The sequence below is a fragment of the Ruegeria sp. B10 genome, assembly GCF_056539825.1.
The window spans coordinates 146,285-168,479 of record NZ_JBQFVP010000008.1 but is presented as its reverse complement, the minus strand read 5'-3'; the positions used below and the strand labels follow the sequence as shown (position 1 = coordinate 168,479).

The following is a 22,195-nucleotide window of genomic DNA, read 5'->3' as shown; positions in this document are numbered from 1 at the left end:
TTCCTTTTTCGTGTATCGGGGGTGCCGTTTGGCTGACACGACAAACAATAAGCGATTCTGAGGCGCTTCGTAGGGCCGCTCGCGCCGGTGTGACCATCAACGAGATTTCGTGAGAGAATTATTACAGTTTCCTGCGTCAAGCGGGGTTGGACTCGGGGAATTGCAACATTAGCTGTTAGCGCATCGGCTTTGCAGCCCTGCGATTGGCAAGAAAGGCATCAGATGAGCGATCAATCCACTTACACTCCCCCCAAAGTCTGGACCTGGGATAGCGAAAGCGGCGGACGCTTCGCCAATATCAACCGCCCCATCGCCGGAGCAACCCATGACAAGGACTTGCCCATTGGCCGCCACCCCATACAGCTCTATTCGCTGGCAACGCCCAATGGCGTCAAAGTGACAGTCATGCTTGAAGAGCTTTTGGCGCAGGGTCACGAAGAAGCCGAATACAACGCGTGGCTTATCAACATCGGTGAAGGGGATCAGTTCAGCTCGGGCTTTGTCGAGGCGAACCCGAACTCGAAAATCCCGGCGCTCTGGGATCGGTCGGGCGATGAACCAGTGCGTGTGTTCGAAAGCGCCTCAATCCTGTTCCATCTGGCCGAAAAGTTCGGAGCGTTCTTGCCCGAGTCAGGCCCGGAACGGACCGAAGTGATGAACTGGGTATTCTGGCAGATGGGCAGCGCGCCTTATCTCGGCGGCGGGTTCGGCCATTTCTACGCTTACGCGCCCGAGAAATGGGAGTACCCGATCAACCGCTTCGCCATGGAGGCCAAGCGCCAGCTGGACGTGCTGGACCGTCAACTGGCCGAAAACACCTATATCGCAGGCGAGGATTACTCGATCGCGGACATGGCGATTTGGCCCTGGTATGGGCAGCTGGTTCTTGGGCGTCTCTATGATGCTGCCGAGTTCCTCGACGTGGAATCTTATGAAAACGTCATGCGTTGGGCCAAGGCGATTGACGCGCGTCCGGCCGTAAAGCGGGGCCGCATGGTCAACCGCGCGTTTGGCGAGCCGCACACGCAACTTCGTGAACGTCACGAGGCCAGCGACTTCGAAACCCGCACGCAGGACAAGCTGGAAGCTGCGGCGGACTAATTCTCTTCGAGGTTCGTTCGAAACATTTGGCGCGGTGCAATGGAGTGCGCCGCGCTTATTTACTTAAGGATCGGCGGGTTCTCGGGATCGCTGCCGGGCACAGGCCGGGTCAGGTCACGGGCCTCGGGTTGCGGCAGGTCGAACCGCAATCCAACCTTCGCCAAAGACGCCGCAGCGGGCGCTTCGGTTGCAAAGAACCCGACATCCATCGCTCCGGCTTCGATCCCGGAAAAGGTCAGCGCCTCGGATGCAGCCTTGGCCAGCGCCGATTGCGCCCCGTCCACGGCCCCGACAAAGCCCAGCAAGTGACCAGAAGCCCCGGTTTCAGATTTGGTGCCGACTAGATAGGCCTCCTGCGCCAGACCGACCGCAGTCGACAGCTTTGTATCCAACGCACGCAACAGGGTTTCCGGCAGGCCGGTCGGGGGTAAAAACTCCGCCAGTTTCTCTTCGACCTCGGCGGGCGCATGTTCCAGCGTTGTCGCCAGCCAGCCCAGCGCCTCGGACGGTATCAGCATCGAGGATGGCGCGACCTCGAGGTTCAGGCCCAGACCAATCCCCTGCCCCGCCAGCATCGAAGACAGGATACGCCCGGAAAGCGCCGCGTATGGAACCGGACGTCCGGCAAACTGCGCTAACCGATCCTCGCGATCAAAGGCCAATACGAAGCGGCCATCGGCCACGTCGAACAGCTCGGGTGAGATATTCTCGCCCTGCGCCTCTTCGGTCAGCATCAGGAACAACTCACTATCGGCCAGCCGCTCAAAAAAGCGCAGCCGGGCGGCATCGTCCTGCGGAGCGGCTTCCATCGCGGTATGCGCTGTGTCCAGCGCCGTTGCTTCAGTCATTCAGAACCTCTTGCACCCGTGCCCGCAAGGCCGGCAGCAGGTCGGTCTCGAACCACGGGTTTTTCTTGATCCATGCCGTATTGCGCCACGACGGATGAGGCAAGGCAAAGATGTGCGGCGCGTGGTCCCGCCAGTTGCGAACCGTCTCAGTGACCGAACTGCGCACTCCAAGATGGTACTTATGGGCGTGCCCCCCGACCAACACGGTCAGAGGGACCGGCCCCAGCGCCTCAACAACCCGGTCATGCCAAGTTTTACGGCACAAAGCGGGCGGCGGAAGATCCGCTTTTCGGTCGTCATATCCAGGAAAGCAGAAGGCCATGGGCACAATGGACAGACGATCCCGGTTGTAAAACACTCCTTCGCCGATCCCCAACCAATCCCGCAGGCGATCCCCTGAGGGGTCTGTAAAAGGCCGCCCCGACTCATGAACCCGCGCGCCCGGAGCCTGCCCCGCAACCAAAATGGGGGTGCCAGAGCGGAACCAGACGACAGGGCGCGGCGCGTGCTGCGTCGCGGTTTGCGCGAACGCATCCGCACACAGCCGACAGGCCGAGATTTCCTTTTGCAGATCGCTCATAGCCGCAGTCTTGCACCGAAATCGTGAGTATCAAGGGAAGATAACCACCCTCGAACTTGCCGCCAAAACATCTTTTCGTGTTGATGTTTGGCACGATGTGATCTGCACTTTGTGAAGATGCATTGAACATTTGTTTCATAATTCGACATAATGTAGCCAACATGAAACGATAGACCTCGCATCCAAACGCTCACCAAAAAGAGCGATCAAACCAAAGGATTGAGCAGCAGGCCAAGCATGCTTGAGTTCGAGAATGTCAGTAAATCCTTCTGGACGGGGACGCGCCGCAAGGTGATCCTCGACCGGGCTTCTTTCCGCGTCGAACTCGGAACCTCGCTTGGCGTGCTTGCGCCGAACGGGACGGGAAAAACCACTCTGATCAATATGATGGCGGGTTTGGAAAAGCCCGATGAAGGGGTCATCCGGCGTGAGTGCAAAGTGTCTTTCCCGATGGGGTTTACCGGTGGTGTCTCCTCGAAGATGTCTGCATTGGAGAACGCACGCTATATCGCCAAAATCTACGGAATGGACCCCGACTATGTCGAAGCCTACTGCAGCTGGCTGTGCGGTCTTGGCGAGTATTTCAACCAGCCTCTGGCCACCTATTCTTCGGGAATGAAGGCCAGATTCACCTTTGCGCTGATGCTGGCACTGGACTTCGACATGTACCTGATTGATGAGGGCATGCCCGCGTCCACGGATGTGGAATTCAACCATAAGGCCGGCGCGATCCTGCAGGAAAGGCTGCGCACGACAACGCTGGTCATCGTGTCGCACAGCCCCGCAACGCTTGAAAAATTCGTGAAACAGGCGGCCGTTCTGGTGGATGGTCAACTGCGCATGTTTGAAACCTTGGAAGAGGCAAAGCAGTTATATGACTACGAAACCCAAGGTTAGAAAATACAACTGGCGCCACAAGGCGCAATCAGACACCTCGCCCGAGGCCCGCTCGGACGCCATGGCGCGCATTCGCAGCGCCACGCAGGCCTCGTCAGGCGAAACGCAGCCCGGGACCGAGCTGGACGATATCAAGCGCGAAGGCCTGACCGGTCGGCAATTGCGTATCGCCCGGCGTCTGGCCAGCAAACACGGACTGGCCGCGACCTCGGACTATGACGCGGTACGCCTGCTACGCAAGAAGGGCATTGATCCATTCCGGCGCAGCAATCTGCTGGAGCTTGCCTCGGCCAATGCTTCGGCGAAAACGGAGAGTGACGAAACGGCACCCGTCCAGTTGCCGCAACCGGTGAGCGAGGCTCCTCAGACCCTACCCGGACCTGAGATGAGCCCGGCCGAGCGGCGCGATCGCGAAATCGGTCAGATCCAGAAGGACATCGCGCTCCGCCGAAAAAAGAAACTGGCGGCGTTGTTCGCGCGGCTTGCGGTGTTCGTCTTTCTGCCCACTTTTGTGGTTGGCTACTATTTCTATCGCGAGGCAACGCCGATGTATGCCAGCGATTCGGCCTTTTCGATCCTGCAAGCGGACGGCGGTGGCGGAACAATTGGCGGCCTGTTGAGCGGAACCCAATATGCAACCGCGCAGGATTCGGTTTCCACCCAGGAGTTTCTCGAATCCAAGGACGCATTAGAGCGTCTGGAACGCGACATGGGCTTTTCCCAAATCTTCAAGCAGGAATGGATCGACCCGATCCAGAGGCTGCCTCAGGACGCCAGTCTGGAAGACACCCACAAGCTTTACAAACGTATGGTGACCATCGGATATGACCCAAGCGACGGGATTGTTCGGATGGAAGTCGCAGCCCCCGAACCTGAAATCGCCGTAGAACTATCGCAACGCCTGATCTCTTATGCAGAAGAGCGGATTAACAGCCTGTCCGGCCTTAAGCGCGAGGATCAGATGCGCGACGCGCGCGAAGGGTTCGAGGCGGCCCAATCAGAGCGGCGTAAGGCGCAGGAGGCACTAATCGAGTTGCAGCTGCAGGGTGCTTTGCTGGACCCTGAAAACGTCATCGCCGGTCTACGCGGTCGGATCAATGAGATCGAGGTTGCCATTCAGGATAAAGAGCTGGAACTGGCTGCCCTGCAGGACAATCGCCGCCCAAACCAGGCCAAGGTCGACGGGGTCAGTGCCGATATCGCCCGCCTGGAAGTTGTCCTAGCCGAGTTGAACGCCGAAATGCTGGATGCATCCGCAGGCGAAAACTCGCTGGCGCGGTTGAGCGTCCGAATCCAGATGGCGCAGGCTGATCTGGCAGCGCGTGACATGATGCTGCAAACGGCAATGCAACAAATGGAAACCACACGGTCCGAGGCGAACCGCAAAGTGCGGTATCTGACGGTCTCGGTGAACCCCGTTGAAGCGCAGGATCCGACCTATCCCCGAAAGTTCGAAAATACGATTTTGGCTTTCCTGTTGTTTGCTGGTATCTACCTGATGATCTCGCTTACCGCGTCGGTCCTTCGTGAACAGGTATCCTCGTAAGACACATGAAACATGTAAAAATCTCCGACCTGACGGTCGGCAATGACCTTCCGCTGACCATCATTGCCGGCCCCTGCCAGCTTGAGACGGCAGACCATGCCCAGATGATCGCGGGCGCCATGAAAGAAGCCTGCGACGCGGCCGGGGCTCAGTATGTATTCAAGGCATCCTATGACAAGGCGAACCGAACCTCTTTGTCCGGCAAGCGCGGCATGGGGATTGATGCAGGGCTGAAGGTTCTGGATGACATCCGCAGCACCATGGGCATTCCGGTGCTGACCGATGTCCACACCGAAGCCCAATGCGCCATCGCGGCCGACGCCGTTGATATTCTGCAGATCCCAGCTTTTCTGTGCCGCCAGACCGATATGCTTTTGGCGGCGGGCGAAACTGGGAAGGCCGTGAATGTCAAAAAAGGCCAGTTTCTCGCCCCTTGGGAAATGGGCAACATCGTCGACAAGATTGAAAGCACCGGCAACCAGAACATTCTGCTGACAGAGCGCGGAACCTCGTTCGGGTACAATACTCTGGTGGCCGATATGCGAGGCCTGCCGCAAATGGCGAAGACGGGCTATCCGGTCGTGATGGACGCGACCCATTCGGTGCAACAGCCGGGTGGCAAGGGTGGCTCCTCGGGTGGGCAGCGCGAGTTTGCGCCGGTGATGGCGCGCGCCGCAGTGTCGCTGGGGATAGGAGCAGTGTTCATTGAAACTCATCAGGACCCAGACACAGCACCGTCTGATGGCCCCAACATGATCCCGTTGGATCAGATGCCTCATCTTGTTGACACATTGATGCGTTTTGATGCGCTGGCAAAAGCGAACCCGATTCAGATTTAACGATTGAGACCTGTAATGACCAAACCTATTCCCGAGGTGACCCCAAACACCTGGAGCTTTCTGCGCGACCCGATGATCAGGCCAACCGGGTTTCGCGAATATGATGCACGCTGGAAGTACCCAGATGAGATCAACCTGCCGGGCATGACAGCCCTTGGCCTGGGGATCGGTACTCAGATGCACAAACGCGGCATCGCGCCGGTCATTGCGGTTGGCAATGACTACCGCGACTATTCTCTGGCCATCAAAAACGCACTGCTCCTTGGCCTGATGCAGGCCGGTATTCAGGTGAAGGACATCGGCCCAGCCCTCAGCCCAATGGCCTATTTCGCGCAGTTCCATCTGGACGTTCCGGCGGTGGCGATGGTCACCGCCAGCCATAACCCAAACGGCTGGACCGGGGTCAAAATGGGTTTCGACCGCCCGCTGACCCACGGCCCGGATGAGATGTCCGAGCTGCGCGACATTGTGCTGAATGGCGAGACAGTGGCGCGCGAGGGCGGCTCGTATGAATTCGTAGACGGCGTGAAAGAGGCTTATATCGACGATCTGGTGGGTGATTTCAAAATGTCGCGCCCGCTCAAGGTGGTTTGCGCCACGGGCAATGGCACCGCCTCGGCCTTTGCGCCCGAGATTTTTGAGCGGATCGGTGTTGAGGTCGTGCCCAGCCACAACGAACTCGACTACACGTTCCCTAACTACAACCCGAACCCCGAAGCCATGGAGATGTTGCATGACATGGCGGATGCGGTGAAATCCAGCGGTGCCGATCTGGCCTTGGGATTTGACGGTGACGGGGATCGCTGCGGTGTTGTCGATGACGAGGGCGAAGAGATCTTTGCCGACAAGGTCGGTGTCATCATGGCGCGCGATCTGGCCAAGCTGCATCCCGGCGCGACCTTCGTGGCCGACGTGAAATCCACCGGCCTGTTCGCCAGCGACCCGGAACTTCAGGCCCTTGGCGTCAAGGCAGATTACTGGAAAACCGGCCACAGCCATATGAAACGTCGGGTCAAAGAGATCGGAGCCCTCGCGGGGTTTGAGAAATCCGGCCACTACTTCCTCGCCGAGCCTGTTGGGCGCGGATATGACTGCGGGATGCGCGTGGCGGTGGAAATCTGCAAATTGATGGACCGCAACCCGGATCAGAGCATGTCCGACTTGCGAAAAGCTCTGCCCAAAACATGGTCCACCCCGACAATGTCGCCCTACGCCGCCGATACCGAGAAATACGATATCCTTCAGCGTCTGGTGGACAAGCTGGTTGCAAAGGCCGACGCGGGCGATAGCTTCGCGGGCCGGGCGATCAAAGAGGTTGTCACCGTCAACGGGGCCCGGGTCATTCTGGACAATGGCAGCTGGGGTCTGGTGCGGGCCTCGTCGAACACCCCCAATCTGGTGGTTGTCTGCGAAAGCAGTGAAAGCGAAGCAGAGATGCGGGCCATCTTTGCCGATATTGATGCGGTCATCCGGACCGAGCCCGGTGTCGGCGACTACGACCAGACAATCTGAAACCTCGCCAAGGGGCACTCCGGGCGCCCCTTGGCAGCAGGTCAATCGCCGCCGAACAGCTTGAGGAGGCCTTTCTTGGCCTCTTCCTCAACCTTGTCCTTCAAAGCATCCTCGATCTGACCGGTATCTGTGACGGTTGTATCCAACTCGTTTCCAACCTTTTCGAGAACCTTGCTTTTGGCATCGTCCTCCAGATCTTTCAGCTTCCCTTCCGCCGCAGCCTCGATGACTTTGGTCAGGTCCGGGCGGATCGACGGATCGCTCCACGGGCCGACAATGCGAACCGGTACGGAAATCCCGTCGCCGGAATTGGCCCGCAAGGCGATGGGCGTGAACAGATAGTCAATGTCCCGAGCGCCGAGACCGACGCGACCGGTTCCTTCAGCCCGGAAATTGTCGAGTGACATCAACAGATCGTTGTTTGTCAGGTTGCCGCCTTCCATCGTGAAGCTGGCCGTCAGGCTGTTGAACACCGTGGTCCCGCCCGATCCTTCGCCGCGTCCCATCAGCCGGTTCAGATCGAACCCCGAGATCACACCTTGCCCCACGGCGATATTCCCTTTGCCCGACAATGACCGCATGATAGCATCTTCGGTTTGACCAACACCAAGAAACTCCAGCGAACCGGACGCTGTTCCCGTCAAGCGCTTAATATCCCCCAGCGTGGACAGGGCCTGTTGCACGTCGATCCCGTTGGCTTTGAAATTCCCGCCGACGGACAAGCCGTTCCTGTTGTTGGCGACCACCTGCCCGTTCAATTGACCGGAAAACAAACGCGCCGGTTGCATTTTCAGAACGGCGCGCGACCGATCGAGGCTGAGTGTCAGGTCGCTTTCCCCAAAGGTCATGTCCGGAACCGCGATGGATTTTGCTGTCAATCGGATCGACCCGTTCGCAAGCGCCAGTGCTGACGCATCGATTGGGGTTGTCGACCACCCGCCCGTGCCGGAAGACGACGCGGCACCACCGCCCGACCCGCTCTCGATTGTGTCGGCAAATGTAGAAAAATCCAGCTCTCCGGCCCGTAGCCGTGCCGTGATCTGCGGCGGGTTCGAGATCACGATATCGGCCTCACCATCGAAGCGGTTGTGATCCAGAACGGCAGTCATGCCCCGCAATGAAATGCGGCCATCCCGCGTATAGGTCATTTGGCCCGACACATCCGCAACGCGCCCCAACCCGTTCGGAACCGTCACACCCGCCTGCCCGAACGCGGCCAGCATTCTGTCTGTGTCGGTGGTTTTGACTTCGGTCTTGCCGTCTACCTCACCCGCGATGGTGGCACGCCCGTTGAACGCGATTTGCCCGCCGGGGGCCGTCATCGACATCTCCAGCGGTGCAGCAGAGCCCGAGGCGAAGGCGGGCAGGTCGGGCAGTTTCAGATCGACCTGCACGGTACCACCCGGCACCGCCATATTGGCCTCCATCACCATCGGGGCCGTGATATCAGGCCATTGAGCCGACAGGTTGACCTCTTCAAAGTTCCAGGTGGTTGCACCGTTCTCGATGAAAATCAGGCGCGCATTGCTGAGTTCCAGACGCTCCAGCGTAATCGGTCGAGAAGCCGGAGGCACTTCACTGGTCCCGCTGCCCCTGCTGCTGGTCGTGGGCGCTGCTGCGGTAAGCTCCCAATTGCCGCGCCCGTTGGCATATTCCAGCCGCAGAACCGGGCTGTCGGCAAAGACCCGTTTGATCCGGATCTCGCCGGCCCACAGCGCCGCCGCATCCACACCGAAAGACAGGCTTTCGGCGCTCAGCATCGGCTCAGACCCCGCCCAATCGGCATTGCCGAAGGTGACCGGCCCGGTTTCAAGGCCCAGAACCGGCCAGAATGAGATCGAGACATCGCCCGAGAAGGTCAGGTCACGCCCCGTTTCCGCCTTGACCTGTTCGGCCAGAAGCGCGCCCAGTTTGTCGCCGGGCATCAACAAAAGCGCGCCCACAACAAGGCCCACAACGGCCACCAAGATGAACAGGATACGTATCAGCCATTTCATCGAACTGCTCTCCGCCTTTTTTGGGCTTGTGTTTGAGGTATCATTCAAAGCCACGGTCGCATTTGCAAGGGGAACCAATCCAAACTATATGCGGCCGCATGAGTAGCAATCCGCCAAACCTCCGCCCCGATCTTGCCCCGTCTGCCCGGATCACCGATACGCCGCGTTCAGGCCAGCCGACCATTGGTATGGTCTCATTGGGCTGCCCCAAAGCGCTGGTAGACAGCGAGCGCATCCTGACCCGGTTGCGCGCCGAAGGGTACGGCATTTCGCCCGATTATTCCGGGGCCGATGCCGTGATTGTGAACACCTGCGGATTTCTGGACAGCGCCAAGGCCGAATCTCTGGACGCCATCGGCGAGGCTCTGGTCGAAAACGGCAAGGTCATCGTGACCGGCTGTTTGGGGGCCGAGCCAGACTATATCCGGGAACACCACCCGCGTATCATGGCGGTCACCGGCCCGCATCAATACGAGCAGGTTTTGGACGCGGTACATGTGGCGGTGCCGCCTGATCCGGACCCATTCGTTGACCTGTTGCCTGCTAGTTCTGTGCAGCTGACTCCGCGGCACTACAGCTATCTCAAGATCTCTGAGGGCTGTAACCACAAGTGCAAGTTTTGCATAATCCCCGACATGCGCGGCAAGCTTGCCAGCCGTCCGGCCCATGCGGTGCTGCGCGAGGCCGAAAAGCTGGTCGAAAACGGCGTGCGCGAGTTGTTGGTGATCAGTCAGGATACCTCGGCCTATGGGTTGGACCGGAAATACGATGTGAACCCGTGGAAGGACCGCGAGGTGCGCAGCCATATCACAGATCTGGCGCGCGAGTTGGGGCAGCTCGATGCCTGGGTCCGGCTGCACTATGTCTACCCCTACCCGCATGTGCGTGAGTTGATCCCGCTGATGGCGGATGCAGGCTGCAATGTGCTGCCCTATCTGGATATCCCCTTTCAACACGCCCACCCGGACGTGCTGAAGCGCATGGCCCGTCCGGCGGCAGCCGCCAAAACACTCGACGAGATCAAAGCCTGGCGCGAGATCTGCCCGGACATCACTTTGCGCTCGACCTTCATTGTTGGCTACCCGGGCGAGACCGAGGCCGAATTCCAGACCCTGCTGGACTGGATGGACGAGGCGCAATTGGATCGTGTTGGCTGTTTTCAGTACGAAAACGTCGATGGCGCGCGCTCGAACGATCTGCCCGATCATGTGACCCCTGAGGTCAAGCAGGACCGATGGGACCGTTTCATGGAGAAGGCACAGGCTATCTCAGAGGAGAAACTGGAAGCCAAGGTCGGTCAAACCCTTCAGGTCATCGTGGATGAGATAGATGACGAGGCCGCCACCTGCAGAACCAAGGCCGACGCGCCCGAGATTGACGGCAACCTGTTCATTGACGAGGGTTTCGAAACCCTGAAACCCGGAGACCTCGTGACGGTCGAGGTCGATGAAGCGGGTGAGTATGACTTGTGGGGTAAACGGGTTTGAATACCCCTATCTCTATGATCTGAAATCTACAAATCAGTTGAGGCAAGCGTGAGCCGAGTTTATTGGCGCTTGCCCGACAAAGCCGCGATGCTGAACTCAACACTGGTTGGAGGGTTTCATGTTTCGGTTTCCGACAATTTCATCGCATTTCAAAATGATGGCGGTGGCAGCCATGATGTTGGCGCCTCCTGTGGCGGCGCAGCACGTGCATGGCGGCGCGGGCAAGATCTTGTCAGTCGGTGGCAACAAGCTGGTGATTCACAAGCGCAGCAAACACTTTGTTCACCGACATCACTCGGCTCCGGTCCTCGAACACAAGGTCAAACCGGCCAAGCGTGCCCTGCATCCGCGTCGTAAACTGGTTCTCAATCCTCACAGACCGCGGCATCTGAAACACAGATCATTTGGTGTGCGCCACTGGATCCATCGCAAGTTTCGCTAAGCGCTCCACAGCGTTTCAAGCGTAGCTTAAGGCGGTCTAGATCAGGCCGATCAGCGCTACGGCCCAGGCAATCCCAGCGGCAATCGCTGTCAATGCAACAGCCGCGCTCGCAGCATCTTTGGCCTGCCCCGCCAGCGGGTGATGGTCGGTCGAGGTATAGTCGACCGCCCGCTCGATGGCCGTGTTGAACAGCTCGGCCACGAGCACAAGGACGCCCATGACAAGGATCAACGCACGCTCGACCCCGCTGATCGGCAGCCACACGGCCAGCACCGCCGAGATTAGGTTGGCATAGCCCCAAACGCGAAAGGAATACTCCTCCCGCCAGGTGGCGACCAATCCTTGCCAGCTCCATTTGGTGCGGTCCTTTAGGCGGGAAAAGAAATTGAGCATGGGTCCTCGGGCGATTGCTTTCGTGCCGTTCTGAAGGGTTGGCGCCTGCGGTGCAATGGGCAAGAAAAAACCGCCCCAAGGGCGGCATCCACTTCGTTTGATGTGCAGACGGCCCGCATTGGGGCCGCCTGCAAAACCTTTATTGTATCGGGTCACAGACAGTCTGGCCTGCTTCGGTTGTTGCCAGCTGATACCCGCCCGGGCAGCTTGGTGTGCCAGCTTTATCATAGCTCGGCTGAACGTATACTGGGGTCGGTTCTTCCTGCTGCGCACATGCAGTCAGGATCAGAGCAAACGCACCAACGGCGGCAAACTTCAGTTTCATGTCCATCATTCCTTTATTACTTTGCTGATATTGCCCAATTTTCGGGGCCACGACCAGAATACGGGCTGACAAGCAATCTGGCAACAGAATCAATCACAAAACCGTGAAACGCAGCGATTCCATGCCAGCATGACCGGCAAATTGCGACCTACTCGCCAAGACAGGCTACCTTTTTCGAAACATAACCCTAGACTTTTTTCAGATATCAGCCAAAGGACGGAGTAGCCAAATGTCTCAATCGCCGACCATCGCCCAAGACTCGCCCATTCCTGTCGAGGTCGAAGAAGGGAAAAGCTATTTCTGGTGCTCCTGCGGCCAGTCTAAGCGGCAACCTTTCTGCGATGGCTCCCACAAAGGCAGCACGTTCGAGCCGGTCAAATATACCGCCGAGGCCAGCAAAAAGGTGTTCTTCTGCGGGTGCAAACATACGTCCAAGCAACCCCTGTGCGACGGATCGCATTCAAAGCTCTGAAAGGCATTTCAGGTCCTGAGACTTCAGGCCTGTTCAGTTTGCGCGGCCTTGAGCGCGGCAAATTTCGCCCGATTCGGACAGGTCTGCGGTGCGTCTGTGCCCGCGGCCTGCCGATCCATCCATTCGGGGCAATCCTGCGCAGATGAGCACCCCCGGCAGAACTGGATCATCTCGGCCCATTCCTCTTGGCTGATCTTGCCGGACCGATGCGCGTGAACAAGGTCTGCGCCGGTTGTCTGCCCCATGCGCAGGACCAGACGGAAATGGGTCATGATGTTTCCCAGATGCGGCATCCCACTAACCCGCTCTAGGGCATCAGTTTGTGCAGCAAGTCTTTGTTGCGGCAGTATTCAGGGGTCCGGCTTAGAGACGATGCTTGAGCCAACAGCGTTTGGCAATTGTCGGGATTGGGGCAATCGGTGCAGCGCAGTACCGCCTCTGAGAGCTGGTCCAGAGACACATCGCCCCGGATCGTGGCTTCCTCCAGATCGACATCCAGCATGTTTGCCATGTCGTCCACCAAACCGGCATGCAATCGCAGTGATTTCAGGCTGGGCATGTTGCGTCCTTTCCCTGTCGCGCTGTCAAACAGGGTAGCAAGCATGGGCCAAAGGACTTTGATTCAGGTCAAGTTGGGGCGCTGATCCGGTCCAGGTAGGCGCGCGTGGCGTCCTGAACGCGACGAAAGCGGTCTCCGCCCAATTTCTTGCCGCCATACCAGCGGGTGACGATGATCACGTGATTGCGCAGCCCCTCACGCTCCAACATACGTAGGATCACCATGCCAGCGCCGCTTTCGCCATCATCGGCCTTTAGCCCGCCAGTCGGCAAAACCGCCGCCCATGTATTATGCGTGGCCTTGGCATAGCTTTTGTCCGAACGCAGCGCGTCCAGCACCGCGTCAATCTCGGCCCGCGATTCGACATGCGCGCCCGACACCGCGTATTTCGAGCCCCGATCCGTCAGGACGACCCCCATCCGCAGCACATCCGTCATTGGGTCAATCCAAGTTGCCGAGCCGTTTGCTGAACGATCTGCACGCGCTGCGCGTTGGGCGGATGTGTGCTGAGGAACTTGTCAGCGGGATCCGGAATGCGGTCGAAATACTTGGCACCGACCAGAGGGTTATATCCGGCATTATAGGTAATGATGGTACCCAGTTGATCGGCCTCAAGCTCGAAGGTCTGGACATAGGCCTGCACGCCCACTTTAGCACCCAGTTTCTGCGCCTCTTCAATCTCTGCATCGGTGCCGCCACGCAGCCGCGCCAGATCTCCGAATTTCGCGGCGCTGGCGCTTGCGTTTTCGCTTTGACGGGCGATATGACTCAGAACGTGATGCGCCGCCTCATGGCCCATGACAAAGGCCAGTTCATCCGCGTTTTGGGCCGACTGGATCATCGAGCGGGTAAAAATGATCACCGGCTGGTTTTTGTCGTCCAGCGTCTGAAACGCATTGGCCGGAGCTTTGGGGTTCAAGTCTACCAGAATTCGGAAGTCGCAGTTCTGCCCCTTTGAGGTACGCAAACATTGCGCGCGTGCTTCGTCACCGATTGCCTGGCTCACTTCCCGGAAGGTCTCAACAGTCACGGGCGCTTCCGAGGCCTCCCACTCGGCGACGGACTGCTCACGCAGGGTTTCCGCGCTGCATGCTGACAGAAACAGTGCAATCACCAGAAGAATAAGTCGACGCATCAGGTTTCCTTCAAGCGGTCAGGCCTTAAAGGGAACATAGCGCGCGCATGACGGCACGACCATACCCGGATCGCGCCCAAACGGCTTGCATTGCGAGGCGGTCGCGCGCACTCTGAACTCATGTTTTCGATTGAGCATGAATTCGACTCGACGGTGATTACTCTGGTGGATGAAGGCGACAAGCCTTTGAACGAGGACGTTGTCATCAACAGCTTCGCGGAATGCGTGACGTTGGAGCAATTCGATCCCCGCACCGGTGAGGTCCAGAAAATAACACTGTCGCCTGAACAGGTGCGTGATCTGGCAGCCGCGCTGGATCTGCCCGAAGGCGTCTATCAGATTCGCGAAACGCAGGATTAAGGCTCCGATAGCGCGCGCATGGACGGCGACACGCCGATGCCTTAGATATCCCAAATGTAGCCATTCAAACCCCTTTTCCGTAGGCCCCACCGTCCGGCCAGAAAAGACCCAGCGAACTTGTCCTGCCCCTTGAAACCCAAGCCGTGGCAACCAAAATACAAACCGCTGATGTAAAGGAAGTTAACATATGTCCCTGAAAAACCCCGCCGCGCTGGAATTTCTGCAGGTGCGCCGCTCTCGCCCTGCAAAAACGCTGATCGCCCCGGCTCCGACGCGGGATGAGCTGTTGCCGCTGCTGACCGCAGCCGCGCGCAGCCCTGATCATGGCAAGCTTGAGCCTTGGCGGTTCATTGTGTTGGAAAACGGCGCCATGGCGCGTCTGGCCAGCCTGACCGAGGACTGCGGCACCGCTTTGGGCAAAAGCCCCGAAGACATTGCAAAGGCGCGCAGCCAGTTCGACTTGGGACATCTGGCTGTAGCCGTGATCGAGGTTCAGAAACCGTCCGAGAAAATCCCGGCCATCGAACAGACCTATTCGGCGGGCGCGGTCTGTCTGGCGCTGTTGAACGCGGCATTGGCCGCAGGATGGGGCGCCAACTGGCTGTCCGGCTGGCAAACCCATGACCGTGCCTTCTGCCAGAAAGCATTTGGTCTCGCCGACAATGAAAGCGTCGCGGGCTTGATTCACATCGCCACGGAAGGCAGCGCCCCGCCCGAGCGCCCTCGGCCCGATGTTGCCGCCCTGACGGAATGGGTCGCGGAATGATCATCCTCAACGCGTTTTTTGCCGCGCTGGGTCAGATCGGAGACCCAAAATTCCGCTCTGTCCTGTTTCGGGGTATCGGTCTGACGATTCTGTTATTGATCCTCGCCTGCGCGGGCGCGATCTGGTTCATCAATTCACTGTCTGGAAACGAGATATCATTGCCATTTGTCGGCACGGTGTCGTGGTTGAACGACGTGCTGAATTACTCGGGCATTTTTCTGGTGCTGGTGTTGCCGGTATTTCTGATGGTTCCGGTCGCCTCGGCCATCACCTCAATCTTTCTCGAAGACGTGGCACAGGCCGTCGAGGACAAGCATTATCCAACCCTGCCCAAAGCCCCAAGGATACCGATATCCGAGGCCGTCATGGATGGGTTGGGCTTTTTGGGCGTTCTGATCCTGGCCAATATTCTGGCCCTGATCCTCTACGCGATCTTCCCACCCTTCGCACCCTTCATTTTCTGGGCGATGAACGGTTTTCTGCTGGGGCGAGAGTACTTTACGCTGGCGGCGATGCGCCGTTTGGGCCGTGATGGGGCACGTAAGCTACGCGCCAAACACGTCACCGCCATCTGGGCTGCAGGAACGCTGATGGCAATCCCGCTTTCCGTTCCTTTGGTGAACCTGGTGATCCCGATCCTCGGGGCGGCCACGTTCACCCATATCTACCACAAGCTTTCGAACACCTGAGGTCAGCGCGGCTCCAGCTGGTTCAACCAGTCGAAGTCGCGCACCGAAATCGCGCCCGACAGGATGATCCCGGCAATGATCGCCCATAAAACGATCGAAATGCCGGTGGTGATCCACATCTTCTTTTTCATGTGATGCTCTTCCGGCGCACCCGCATGGGTGCCCGGAACGATATCCCCCAGATCGCCCTGCGTCTTGATCCGAATAGGCAGAACGATCAGCAGCGTCATGAACCAGATGACGGCAAACAGAACCAAAGCGGCAGTGATAGTCATGTCAGGCCCTCCGGGCTGGCGTTACACCTGTTCCAACTCGACCAGGCAACCGTTGAAATCTTTGGGGTGCAGGAACAGCACCGGTTTGCCATGGGCACCGATCTTGGGCTCACCCGAACCAAGGACGCGCGCGCCGGTTTCCTTCAAGTGGTCGCGTGCGGCGATGATATCGTCGACCTCGTAGCAGACGTGGTGGATGCCTCCGGCGGGGTTCTTCTCCAGAAACCCGTTGATCGGGCTGTCATCACCCAGTGGGTACAGAAGCTCGATCTTTGTGTTGGGCAGTTCGATGAAGACTACCGTCACTCCATGATCGGGTTCATCCTGAGGCGCCCCCACCTTGGCCCCCAGCGCATTGCGGTATTGATCCGATGCGGCCTCAAGGTCCGGAACGGCGATAGCAACGTGGTTCAGGCGTCCAATCATGATAGTCTCCTCTGTCCTGCGTTGCTTGGGTTATGGGGGCTGCCCGGCCAAAGAACAAGTGCGCCAAATTGCCCGTTAACCCTGTGTTAGCCAGAAGTTCCTAGCGTGAGGCATCTGCTGGATAGGAGAGCTGCCATGGACGATTCGGGACCCTTGACCACCATTGCCACACCCACCGCGACCCGACCGTTGCGGGGACAGACCATTCTGGTTGTTGAAGACAGCCGATATTCCTGCGACGTGATCCGCCTGATGTGCCTGCACAGCGGCGCGAGGATCCGGCGTGCAGATTGCCTGAAATCGGCCCGACGTCACCTGCAGATCTATCGCCCTTCGATCATCGTCGTGGATATGGGGCTGCCGGATGGCTCGGGCGCCGATCTGATTGCCGAACTGACGCAGGCAACCCCTCGGATCGGTGTCATCCTTGGCATGTCCGGCGATGACTGCACCCGCGAACAGGCGATGCAGGCTGGTGCAGATGGATTTCTGGATAAACCAATCAAATCCATGGCCTTCTTTCAAAGAACCATTCTCGAACTGCTGCCCGAAGACCGCCGCCCCAGCGAGCTGCACGCCGTCCGGGATGAGCAGATTCACCCCGACCCCCTCGCCTATCAGGACGACATGGCCCATATCGCCGACGTGCTGGCCGGTCCGAATGATCACCGCACATTGGATTATGCAGCCCAGTTTCTCGGCAGCGTCGCGCGTGAGGCCAATGATCTGGTCTTGATCAAGGCGGCACAGGACCTTGCCGCGTCGCGATCTGAGGGTACGCCGATCACCGCCCGCGCCGCGCAGGTCGCCGGGATCGTTCAGGACAGATTGCAGCAGAAAGAGGCTATCTGAATTGATCACCGCCTATTTCATCACCGCATCCCTGTTGTGTTTGTGGATATACCGACAGGCCCGAAACTCGGCCCGGGCCATCCGGGCGAAACGGGTCGGGATGGCCAATCCTCTGGACTAAAGCGTGGCAGGGTATTCGTTTCGCAGGCACAACCCAAAGCGATCTAGGTCAGGTTTGTTTGATGCGCTGAGCGACACCACCGTCGCGAGAAGGTCACTGGCATATCAAGGGATTGAGGTGGCGAGACAGAACCGAAACACAAACGCAGTCTTGCCCCGGTGATCGACGCGATCAGATGATACGCACTTAAAGCTTTGTTTCACCCCCTCAAAAGCAAACCGCCCGCTTGAAGCGGGCGGAAATTTCTTTATTCCTGCGGGATGATACGAAGCCCCAGCTCCATCAATTGATCCGAGCTTGGATCGGACGGCGCATCCATCATCAAATCTTCGGCGCGTTGGTTCATCGGGAACATCATGACCTCACGAATGTTGGCTTCATCCGCCAGCAGCATCACAATCCGGTCGATGCCCGCAGCACAACCACCGTGTGGCGGCGCGCCATAGTGGAACGCGTTGAACAGGGCGCCAAAGCGGGACTTCACCTCGTCCTCACCATAGCCTGCCAGCTCAAAGGCTTTCAGCATGATTTCCGGCTTGTGGTTCCGGATCGCGCCCGAGACCAGCTCATACCCGTTACAGGCCAGATCGTACTGATAGCCGCGCACGTCCAGAGGATCCCCGTTCAGCGCTTCCATACCGCCCTGCGGCATTGAGAACGGGTTGTGTTCAAAGTCGATCGCACCGGTTTCCTCGTCCTGCTCGTAAATCGGGAAATCCACGATCCAAGCAAAAGCAAAACGATCTTTCTCGGTCAGGCCAAGCTCATCACCGATCACATCACGCGCCTTGCCGGCGACCTTTTCAAAGGCTTTCGGCTTGCCACCCAGGAAGAACGCGGCATCGCCGACGCCCAGACCCAGTTGCTGACGGATCGCCTCGGTGCGCTCGGGACCGATGTTCTTGGCAAGCGGGCCAGCGGCCTCCATCCCTTCGCCCTGATCGCGCCAGAAGATGTAACCCATCCCCGGCAGACCCTCTTTCTGCGCAAAGGCGTTCATACGGTCACAGAACTTACGGCTACCGCCAGTCGGCGCTGGGATGGCGCGAATTTCGGTGCCTTCCTGCTCCAACAGCTTCGCGAAAATCGCGAAGCCAGACCCGCGGAAGTGGTCGGAGACCACTTGCATTTTAATAGGGTTCCGCAGATCGGGCTTGTCGCTACCGTACCACAGGGCCGCATCCTTATAGGAAATCTGCGGCCAGTCCTGATCCACCTTACGGCCGCCACCGAACTCCTCGAACACGCCAGTCAGAACGGGCTGGATCGTGTCGAACACGTCCTGCTGTTCAACAAAGGACATCTCGAGGTCGAGCTGGTAGAAATCGGTCGGCGAACGATCCGCACGCGGGTCTTCGTCGCGGAAGCACGGCGCGATCTGGAAATACTTGTCGAAGCCCGACACCATGATCAGCTGTTTGAACTGCTGAGGCGCTTGAGGCAGCGCATAGAACTTCCCTGGATGCAGACGCGAGGGCACAAGGAAGTCGCGCGCGCCTTCGGGCGAAGAGGCGGTGATAATCGGCGTCTGATATTCGCGGAAACCCTGATCCCACATGCGGCGACGCATCGAGGCCACAACGTCCGAGCGCAGTGTCATGTTCTGCTGCATCGCTTCACGGCGCAGGTCGAGGTAACGATAGCGCAGGCGTGTTTCCTCGGGGTATTCCTGATCGCCGAAGACCATCAAAGGCAGTTCGTCGGCGGCACCCAGAACCTCAAGCTCACGCACGTAAACTTCGATCTCGCCAGTCGGCAGTTTCGGGTTCACCAAATCGGCGTCACGCGCTTTAACAGTGCCGTCGATGCGGATACACCATTCCGAGCGCACTTTCTCAAGCTCGGCAAAAGCCGCGCTGTCACCATCGCACAGCACCTGGGTCACACCGAAATGGTCGCGCAGGTCGATGAACAGCACGCCGCCATGATCTCGGACACGATGCACCCAACCGGACAGGCGGACGGTTTCACCGACATTGGCGGCGGTCAGAGCGGCGCAGGTGTGGCTGCGATAGGCGTGCATGGAATATCCCTTCGGGCGCAGAATTCGTCGCGCCGATACACCCTGTCAGGCTTGGAAAGTCAAGGCAGGTCGCGCCGTCAAAACGGCCTTTGAACATTGCCGGAATAGAAATACACGCCCAGACCCACGGCAAAGATGATATTCCCCGCAATCGCGTGCAGCAGCACCGCGTAGAAGAAGGACCCTCGTTTGCGATAGGCCCAGCTGAACAGCAGGCCGCCAACAAAAGTCATGACGGCGACGATCCAGCTCCAATACATCAGATGGGCGAAGGAAAAGATGGCCGCGTTCAGGAGGTCGGCCTTGCGGCCTTCAGGCAGGATCCCATGGTAGCGGCGGTAAAACAGCGGACGGAACAACAGCTCTTGCGGTAGCGCAGACAGTAGCGGATAGCCGACCCAGATAAAGGCCAGCATCTCGGGCTGGCGTATCAAAAGGGAAAAGGCGGCGTCCGGGCGGGTTAGGTAGATCAGCGCCGTGCAAAACAGTGCTGTAATTGCCGTGAACGCGACCAGTTCACGGACCGACCAGTTTGCCCAATTGTAGCGAAGTTCGGCCCATTGGAAGCCCGGCGTGGCATGCAAAAGGACTACGCCCAGCCCAGTGAATGCAAACAAAGCCGGGAACATCCAGTTGGGCGGAAACAGGACTGCAATCAGCAGAGGGACCGCAACGAAGAACGCACCGAATTCAAGCCGCAGACGCCCAATCGCCACCAGGCGGTGATCCAACGCGCTGTCGTTGCTCATAGCGCCACCATATTTGCGGGGATTAGACCGCGCAGAGAGTTGCCCATATAAATCGCCTTGGCGGAACTCAGATCATTCATGGTTAGAACGGCCTCGGTCCAACCCTCCTCCAACAGCTGCTCGCGCAGAATGCCCGGCAAAAGACCGCAGGACACAGGAGGAGTAAGCCTGCGCCCGTCCGGCATTTCAACGAACAGATTGGTGATGGTTCCTTCGCATAGTTCTTCCGTTTCGTTGAGGAACAACACCTCATCAACGCCATCCGGCAGCGAAGCTCGCGCCGAGTCATAGACTACGCGGCGCGTGGTTTTGTGCCGCAACCATATATCGTCTGAATTCAGCCGGATCTGAGCAATCCCCAACCGCCAGATCTCAGGATTGCCAGCTAAAGCGGCAGTGGTCAGGTCAAAGCCCCCGCCGACATCCATGGTCAACCTGCACCGTAAGGGGGTATCGCTGGTAACGCCGGAAAAAATCGCAAGCGCCGCATTGCGGTCGAAAGGCAGCGCCAGAGCCTTTGCCGTGCGCGCCATGCGGTTCAGATGCCTGTCACGCCGCAAAAAACCCTGATCGGGGTGAAAGCCCAGCGTTTCGATCAGGCGGAAATCAGGCTCAACTGGTGGGCGAAGCGGGCTTTCCATAGGGCTTCCTCGTATTCAGATGGGGCTGTGCTGTCCCAAACCACGCCGCCGCCGACATTCAGGGTGGCGTTTCCATCGTCCATCATCAGTGTGCGGATGGCGACGTTGAATTCCGACCGGCCATCCGGCGCGGCCCAGCCGATGGTTCCGCAATAGATATCACGCGCCCAGGGCTCCAGCTCGGACAGGATCTCCATCGCACGGATCTTGGGCGCGCCGGTGATGGAACCACAAGGGAACAGAGCCGTCATGATATCGGACAACCCGGCCCCGACCTGCAGCTGCGCCCGCACCAGTGAGACCATCTGATGCACTGTGGCATAGGTTTCGACCTTGAAGAGCTCCGGCACGTGAACCGAACCGGGCAGCGCCACGCGGCTGATATCGTTGCGCAGCAGGTCTACGATCATCAGGTTCTCGGCCCGGTTCTTCTCATCCGACGACAAGAAATTGCGGCGGCGGGCGTCTTCGGCCATGTCCTCGCTGCGCGGTTGGGTGCCCTTCATAGGCCGCGTTTCGATCCGACCGGTTTCATCCGTGCGGAAGAACAGCTCGGGCGAGCGGCTGAGAAGGTCCGGCAAACCGTCCTGTTGAACCAGCGCTCCGTGGCCGACCGGTTGGCTGGATGTCAGCGCCGCGTACAGCGCCGCGCTATCCCCATCGACCGTTAGATCAATCGGGAAGGTCAGGTTCGCCTGATAGATATCCCCTGCCCCGATAGCATCATGCACCGCCTGAAAGGCCTGACTGTAGCGGATCTCATCCCAACGCGGCTGAAACGCGGATACGCCGCCTTGGGCTTTGGGTAGCGCGCTTTGCTCCGGCGCGTCGTAAACACCGAAACACAGCAGCGGCAGCTTTCGGTCATTCGGCAGCAGTCCACGCAGCCGAGGTTCCAGCACATAGCCCAGCTCATAGCTGGCGTAACCGGCCAGCCAACTACCCGCCGCGCGCGCGTCATCGAGGGCCGCCAACGCCTGTGGCACCTCGTCCGCGGCATCCGCCCGGATGATGTGGGATGGCCGGTCGAACCGGGTTCCCGGACCGGCAGGTCCCTGATCAAAACGAATACGCAAGTGCATCCTCATAAGCCGTGATGCGCGATATAGAGAATACTCTGCCAAGGGAAAGGGGGGAAAGCGGCAATTTCACCTCTGTTC

27 protein-coding genes are annotated in these 22,195 nt (G+C 58.8%); 12 read left to right on the top strand and 15 right to left on the bottom strand.

The genetic code is table 11. The annotated features are described in order from the left end of the window. Window positions 1-222 precede the first annotated feature (222 nt). Window positions 223-1,101: a glutathione-dependent disulfide-bond oxidoreductase gene (yghU, locus tag ACR0J4_RS12930; RefSeq protein ID WP_170555816.1), complete on the top strand. Its 879-nt coding sequence runs from the start codon at window positions 223-225 to the stop codon at window positions 1,099-1,101. A 59-nt stretch (window positions 1,102-1,160) separates the two neighbouring features. On the opposite strand, the gene ACR0J4_RS12925 is transcribed toward yghU, so the two are convergent. Beyond that, window positions 1,161-1,949, bottom strand: coding sequence for an SseB family protein (locus ACR0J4_RS12925; protein ID WP_170555817.1), 789 nt, complete (start codon window positions 1,947-1,949; stop codon window positions 1,161-1,163). Then, window positions 1,942-2,529, bottom strand: coding sequence for a uracil-DNA glycosylase family protein (locus ACR0J4_RS12920; RefSeq protein WP_170555818.1), 588 nt, complete (start codon window positions 2,527-2,529; stop codon window positions 1,942-1,944). Before ACR0J4_RS12920 ends, ACR0J4_RS12925 begins: the two co-directional genes overlap by 8 nt. A gap of 237 nt (window positions 2,530-2,766) precedes the next feature. Between ACR0J4_RS12920 and ACR0J4_RS12915 the strand changes: the two genes are divergently transcribed. From ACR0J4_RS12915 to ACR0J4_RS12900, 4 genes are read left to right on the top strand one after another with little or no spacing between them, the layout of a single operon-like run. Then, window positions 2,767-3,426 (top strand): ATP-binding cassette domain-containing protein, encoded by a 660-nt coding sequence (locus tag ACR0J4_RS12915; RefSeq protein WP_170460627.1) that lies wholly within the window; start codon window positions 2,767-2,769, stop codon window positions 3,424-3,426. Continuing rightward, window positions 3,404-4,972, top strand: coding sequence for a capsule biosynthesis protein (locus tag ACR0J4_RS12910; protein ID WP_170555819.1), 1,569 nt, complete (start codon window positions 3,404-3,406; stop codon window positions 4,970-4,972). The genes ACR0J4_RS12915 and ACR0J4_RS12910 overlap by 23 nt, the downstream gene beginning before the upstream one ends. A 5-nt stretch (window positions 4,973-4,977) precedes the next feature. Continuing rightward, window positions 4,978-5,811: a 3-deoxy-8-phosphooctulonate synthase gene (kdsA, locus tag ACR0J4_RS12905; RefSeq protein WP_170643115.1), complete on the top strand. Its 834-nt coding sequence runs from the start codon at window positions 4,978-4,980 to the stop codon at window positions 5,809-5,811. Window positions 5,812-5,826: 15 nt separating this feature from the next. Beyond that, on the top strand, window positions 5,827-7,323 hold the full coding sequence (locus ACR0J4_RS12900) for a phosphomannomutase/phosphoglucomutase (RefSeq protein WP_170555821.1): 1,497 nt from the start codon (window positions 5,827-5,829) through the stop codon (window positions 7,321-7,323). 41 nt (window positions 7,324-7,364) lie between these two features. On the opposite strand, the gene ACR0J4_RS12895 is transcribed toward ACR0J4_RS12900, so the two are convergent. Next, a complete protein-coding gene (locus ACR0J4_RS12895) occupies window positions 7,365-9,320 on the bottom strand; it encodes an AsmA family protein (protein WP_170643116.1) in 1,956 nt (651 codons plus the stop codon). Window positions 9,321-9,418: 98 nt separating this feature from the next. Between ACR0J4_RS12895 and rimO the strand changes: the two genes are divergently transcribed. Continuing rightward, window positions 9,419-10,807, top strand: coding sequence for a 30S ribosomal protein S12 methylthiotransferase RimO (rimO, locus tag ACR0J4_RS12890; RefSeq protein ID WP_170747271.1), 1,389 nt, complete (start codon window positions 9,419-9,421; stop codon window positions 10,805-10,807). Between the two features lie 118 nt (window positions 10,808-10,925). Beyond that, a complete protein-coding gene (locus ACR0J4_RS12885; protein ID WP_170643118.1) occupies window positions 10,926-11,249 on the top strand; it encodes a hypothetical protein in 324 nt (107 codons plus the stop codon). Between the two features lie 36 nt (window positions 11,250-11,285). Here the strand turns inward: ACR0J4_RS12885 and ACR0J4_RS12880 are convergent, their stop codons facing one another. Together ACR0J4_RS12880 and ACR0J4_RS12875 are read right to left on the bottom strand one after the other, a co-directional pair. Continuing rightward, a complete protein-coding gene (locus tag ACR0J4_RS12880) occupies window positions 11,286-11,642 on the bottom strand; it encodes a diacylglycerol kinase (protein ID WP_170555825.1) in 357 nt (118 codons plus the stop codon). A 139-nt stretch (window positions 11,643-11,781) separates the two neighbouring features. Then, window positions 11,782-11,967, bottom strand: coding sequence for a hypothetical protein (locus tag ACR0J4_RS12875; protein WP_425085163.1), 186 nt, complete (start codon window positions 11,965-11,967; stop codon window positions 11,782-11,784). 229 nt (window positions 11,968-12,196) lie between these two features. Between ACR0J4_RS12875 and ACR0J4_RS12870 the strand changes: the two genes are divergently transcribed. Continuing rightward, on the top strand, window positions 12,197-12,439 hold the full coding sequence (locus tag ACR0J4_RS12870; RefSeq protein WP_170374744.1) for a CDGSH iron-sulfur domain-containing protein: 243 nt from the start codon (window positions 12,197-12,199) through the stop codon (window positions 12,437-12,439). A 23-nt stretch (window positions 12,440-12,462) separates the two neighbouring features. Here the strand turns inward: ACR0J4_RS12870 and ACR0J4_RS12865 are convergent, their stop codons facing one another. The 4 genes from ACR0J4_RS12865 to ACR0J4_RS12850 all read right to left on the bottom strand — a co-directional run bounded on the left by ACR0J4_RS12865 (window position 12,463) and on the right by ACR0J4_RS12850 (window position 14,133). Then, entirely contained in the window at window positions 12,463-12,732 is a 270-nt protein-coding gene (locus tag ACR0J4_RS12865; RefSeq protein ID WP_170643119.1) for a DUF6455 family protein, read from the bottom strand. A 14-nt stretch (window positions 12,733-12,746) separates the two neighbouring features. Beyond that, a complete protein-coding gene (locus ACR0J4_RS12860) occupies window positions 12,747-12,998 on the bottom strand; it encodes a DUF6455 family protein (RefSeq protein WP_170468242.1) in 252 nt (83 codons plus the stop codon). A gap of 68 nt (window positions 12,999-13,066) precedes the next feature. Beyond that, complete coding sequence (locus ACR0J4_RS12855) at window positions 13,067-13,435, bottom strand: YigZ family protein (RefSeq protein WP_170480391.1); 369 nt, start codon at window positions 13,433-13,435, stop codon at window positions 13,067-13,069. Continuing rightward, entirely contained in the window at window positions 13,432-14,133 is a 702-nt protein-coding gene (locus ACR0J4_RS12850) for a M48 family metallopeptidase (RefSeq protein WP_170643120.1), read from the bottom strand. The genes ACR0J4_RS12855 and ACR0J4_RS12850 overlap by 4 nt, the downstream gene beginning before the upstream one ends. A 120-nt stretch (window positions 14,134-14,253) precedes the next feature. Here ACR0J4_RS12850 and ACR0J4_RS12845 point away from each other — a divergent pair, with 120 nt between their 5' ends. From ACR0J4_RS12845 to ACR0J4_RS12835, 3 genes are all read left to right on the top strand, one after another. Beyond that, the gene (locus ACR0J4_RS12845; protein WP_170460576.1) at window positions 14,254-14,493 is read left to right on the top strand and encodes a hypothetical protein; all 240 of its coding nucleotides are present in this window, start codon (window positions 14,254-14,256) and stop codon (window positions 14,491-14,493) included. A 187-nt stretch (window positions 14,494-14,680) separates the two neighbouring features. Continuing rightward, complete coding sequence (locus ACR0J4_RS12840) at window positions 14,681-15,259, top strand: nitroreductase family protein (RefSeq protein ID WP_170643121.1); 579 nt, start codon at window positions 14,681-14,683, stop codon at window positions 15,257-15,259. Continuing rightward, the gene (locus ACR0J4_RS12835; RefSeq protein ID WP_170643122.1) at window positions 15,256-15,948 is read left to right on the top strand and encodes an EI24 domain-containing protein; all 693 of its coding nucleotides are present in this window, start codon (window positions 15,256-15,258) and stop codon (window positions 15,946-15,948) included. Before ACR0J4_RS12840 ends, ACR0J4_RS12835 begins: the two co-directional genes overlap by 4 nt. Window positions 15,949-15,950: 2 nt before the next feature. Here ACR0J4_RS12835 and ACR0J4_RS12830 read toward each other — a convergent pair whose 3' ends face one another. Beyond that, window positions 15,951-16,223 (bottom strand): DUF1467 family protein, encoded by a 273-nt coding sequence (locus tag ACR0J4_RS12830; RefSeq protein ID WP_170374730.1) that lies wholly within the window; start codon window positions 16,221-16,223, stop codon window positions 15,951-15,953. 21 nt (window positions 16,224-16,244) lie between these two features. Beyond that, window positions 16,245-16,649, bottom strand: coding sequence for a methylmalonyl-CoA epimerase (gene mce, locus ACR0J4_RS12825; protein WP_170374728.1), 405 nt, complete (start codon window positions 16,647-16,649; stop codon window positions 16,245-16,247). A gap of 135 nt (window positions 16,650-16,784) precedes the next feature. Here mce and ACR0J4_RS12820 point away from each other — a divergent pair, with 135 nt between their 5' ends. After that, window positions 16,785-17,501: a response regulator gene (locus ACR0J4_RS12820; RefSeq protein WP_170643123.1), complete on the top strand. Its 717-nt coding sequence runs from the start codon at window positions 16,785-16,787 to the stop codon at window positions 17,499-17,501. A 368-nt stretch (window positions 17,502-17,869) separates the two neighbouring features. On the opposite strand, the gene aspS is transcribed toward ACR0J4_RS12820, so the two are convergent. The 4 genes from aspS to ACR0J4_RS12800 form a co-directional block, all read right to left on the bottom strand. After that, on the bottom strand, window positions 17,870-19,645 hold the full coding sequence (gene aspS / locus ACR0J4_RS12815) for an aspartate--tRNA ligase (protein ID WP_170643124.1): 1,776 nt from the start codon (window positions 19,643-19,645) through the stop codon (window positions 17,870-17,872). 77 nt (window positions 19,646-19,722) lie between these two features. After that, window positions 19,723-20,394, bottom strand: coding sequence for a CPBP family intramembrane glutamic endopeptidase (locus ACR0J4_RS12810; protein ID WP_170643125.1), 672 nt, complete (start codon window positions 20,392-20,394; stop codon window positions 19,723-19,725). After that, window positions 20,391-21,035, bottom strand: a complete 645-nt coding sequence (locus ACR0J4_RS12805; RefSeq protein WP_170643126.1) for an aminotransferase class IV family protein — start codon at window positions 21,033-21,035, stop codon at window positions 20,391-20,393. Before ACR0J4_RS12805 ends, ACR0J4_RS12810 begins: the two co-directional genes overlap by 4 nt. Continuing rightward, complete coding sequence (locus tag ACR0J4_RS12800; protein ID WP_170747273.1) at window positions 20,990-22,117, bottom strand: aminodeoxychorismate synthase component I; 1,128 nt, start codon at window positions 22,115-22,117, stop codon at window positions 20,990-20,992. Before ACR0J4_RS12800 ends, ACR0J4_RS12805 begins: the two co-directional genes overlap by 46 nt. Window positions 22,118-22,195 lie beyond the last annotated feature (78 nt).

What these genes read in the sequence shown, in the direction of transcription:
- ACR0J4_RS12835 (WP_170643122.1), top strand. Translation starts at nt 15,256, where the DNA reads ATGATCATCCTCAACGCGTTTTTTGCCGCGCTGGGTCAGATCGGAGAC.
- aspS (WP_170643124.1), bottom strand. Translation starts at nt 19,645, where the DNA reads ATGCACGCCTATCGCAGCCACACCTGCGCCGCTCTGACCGCCGCCAAT.
- ACR0J4_RS12850 (WP_170643120.1), bottom strand. Translation starts at nt 14,133, where the DNA reads ATGCGTCGACTTATTCTTCTGGTGATTGCACTGTTTCTGTCAGCATGC.
- ACR0J4_RS12870 (WP_170374744.1), top strand. Translation starts at nt 12,197, where the DNA reads ATGTCTCAATCGCCGACCATCGCCCAAGACTCGCCCATTCCTGTCGAG.
- ACR0J4_RS12805 (WP_170643126.1), bottom strand. Translation starts at nt 21,035, where the DNA reads ATGGAAAGCCCGCTTCGCCCACCAGTTGAGCCTGATTTCCGCCTGATC.
- ACR0J4_RS12875 (WP_425085163.1), bottom strand. Translation starts at nt 11,967, where the DNA reads ATGAAACTGAAGTTTGCCGCCGTTGGTGCGTTTGCTCTGATCCTGACT.
- ACR0J4_RS12865 (WP_170643119.1), bottom strand. Translation starts at nt 12,732, where the DNA reads ATGCCGCATCTGGGAAACATCATGACCCATTTCCGTCTGGTCCTGCGC.
- ACR0J4_RS12810 (WP_170643125.1), bottom strand. Translation starts at nt 20,394, where the DNA reads ATGAGCAACGACAGCGCGTTGGATCACCGCCTGGTGGCGATTGGGCGT.
- rimO (WP_170747271.1), top strand. Translation starts at nt 9,419, where the DNA reads ATGAGTAGCAATCCGCCAAACCTCCGCCCCGATCTTGCCCCGTCTGCC.
- yghU (WP_170555816.1), top strand. Translation starts at nt 223, where the DNA reads ATGAGCGATCAATCCACTTACACTCCCCCCAAAGTCTGGACCTGGGAT.
- ACR0J4_RS12855 (WP_170480391.1), bottom strand. Translation starts at nt 13,435, where the DNA reads ATGACGGATGTGCTGCGGATGGGGGTCGTCCTGACGGATCGGGGCTCG.
- ACR0J4_RS12880 (WP_170555825.1), bottom strand. Translation starts at nt 11,642, where the DNA reads ATGCTCAATTTCTTTTCCCGCCTAAAGGACCGCACCAAATGGAGCTGG.
- ACR0J4_RS12845 (WP_170460576.1), top strand. Translation starts at nt 14,254, where the DNA reads ATGTTTTCGATTGAGCATGAATTCGACTCGACGGTGATTACTCTGGTG.
- ACR0J4_RS12885 (WP_170643118.1), top strand. Translation starts at nt 10,926, where the DNA reads ATGTTTCGGTTTCCGACAATTTCATCGCATTTCAAAATGATGGCGGTG.
- ACR0J4_RS12900 (WP_170555821.1), top strand. Translation starts at nt 5,827, where the DNA reads ATGACCAAACCTATTCCCGAGGTGACCCCAAACACCTGGAGCTTTCTG.
- mce (WP_170374728.1), bottom strand. Translation starts at nt 16,649, where the DNA reads ATGATTGGACGCCTGAACCACGTTGCTATCGCCGTTCCGGACCTTGAG.
- ACR0J4_RS12925 (WP_170555817.1), bottom strand. Translation starts at nt 1,949, where the DNA reads ATGACTGAAGCAACGGCGCTGGACACAGCGCATACCGCGATGGAAGCC.
- ACR0J4_RS12860 (WP_170468242.1), bottom strand. Translation starts at nt 12,998, where the DNA reads ATGCCCAGCCTGAAATCACTGCGATTGCATGCCGGTTTGGTGGACGAC.
- ACR0J4_RS12920 (WP_170555818.1), bottom strand. Translation starts at nt 2,529, where the DNA reads ATGAGCGATCTGCAAAAGGAAATCTCGGCCTGTCGGCTGTGTGCGGAT.
- kdsA (WP_170643115.1), top strand. Translation starts at nt 4,978, where the DNA reads ATGAAACATGTAAAAATCTCCGACCTGACGGTCGGCAATGACCTTCCG.
- ACR0J4_RS12915 (WP_170460627.1), top strand. Translation starts at nt 2,767, where the DNA reads ATGCTTGAGTTCGAGAATGTCAGTAAATCCTTCTGGACGGGGACGCGC.
- ACR0J4_RS12840 (WP_170643121.1), top strand. Translation starts at nt 14,681, where the DNA reads ATGTCCCTGAAAAACCCCGCCGCGCTGGAATTTCTGCAGGTGCGCCGC.
- ACR0J4_RS12800 (WP_170747273.1), bottom strand. Translation starts at nt 22,117, where the DNA reads ATGCACTTGCGTATTCGTTTTGATCAGGGACCTGCCGGTCCGGGAACC.
- ACR0J4_RS12820 (WP_170643123.1), top strand. Translation starts at nt 16,785, where the DNA reads ATGGACGATTCGGGACCCTTGACCACCATTGCCACACCCACCGCGACC.
- ACR0J4_RS12895 (WP_170643116.1), bottom strand. Translation starts at nt 9,320, where the DNA reads ATGAAATGGCTGATACGTATCCTGTTCATCTTGGTGGCCGTTGTGGGC.
- ACR0J4_RS12910 (WP_170555819.1), top strand. Translation starts at nt 3,404, where the DNA reads ATGACTACGAAACCCAAGGTTAGAAAATACAACTGGCGCCACAAGGCG.
- ACR0J4_RS12830 (WP_170374730.1), bottom strand. Translation starts at nt 16,223, where the DNA reads ATGACTATCACTGCCGCTTTGGTTCTGTTTGCCGTCATCTGGTTCATG.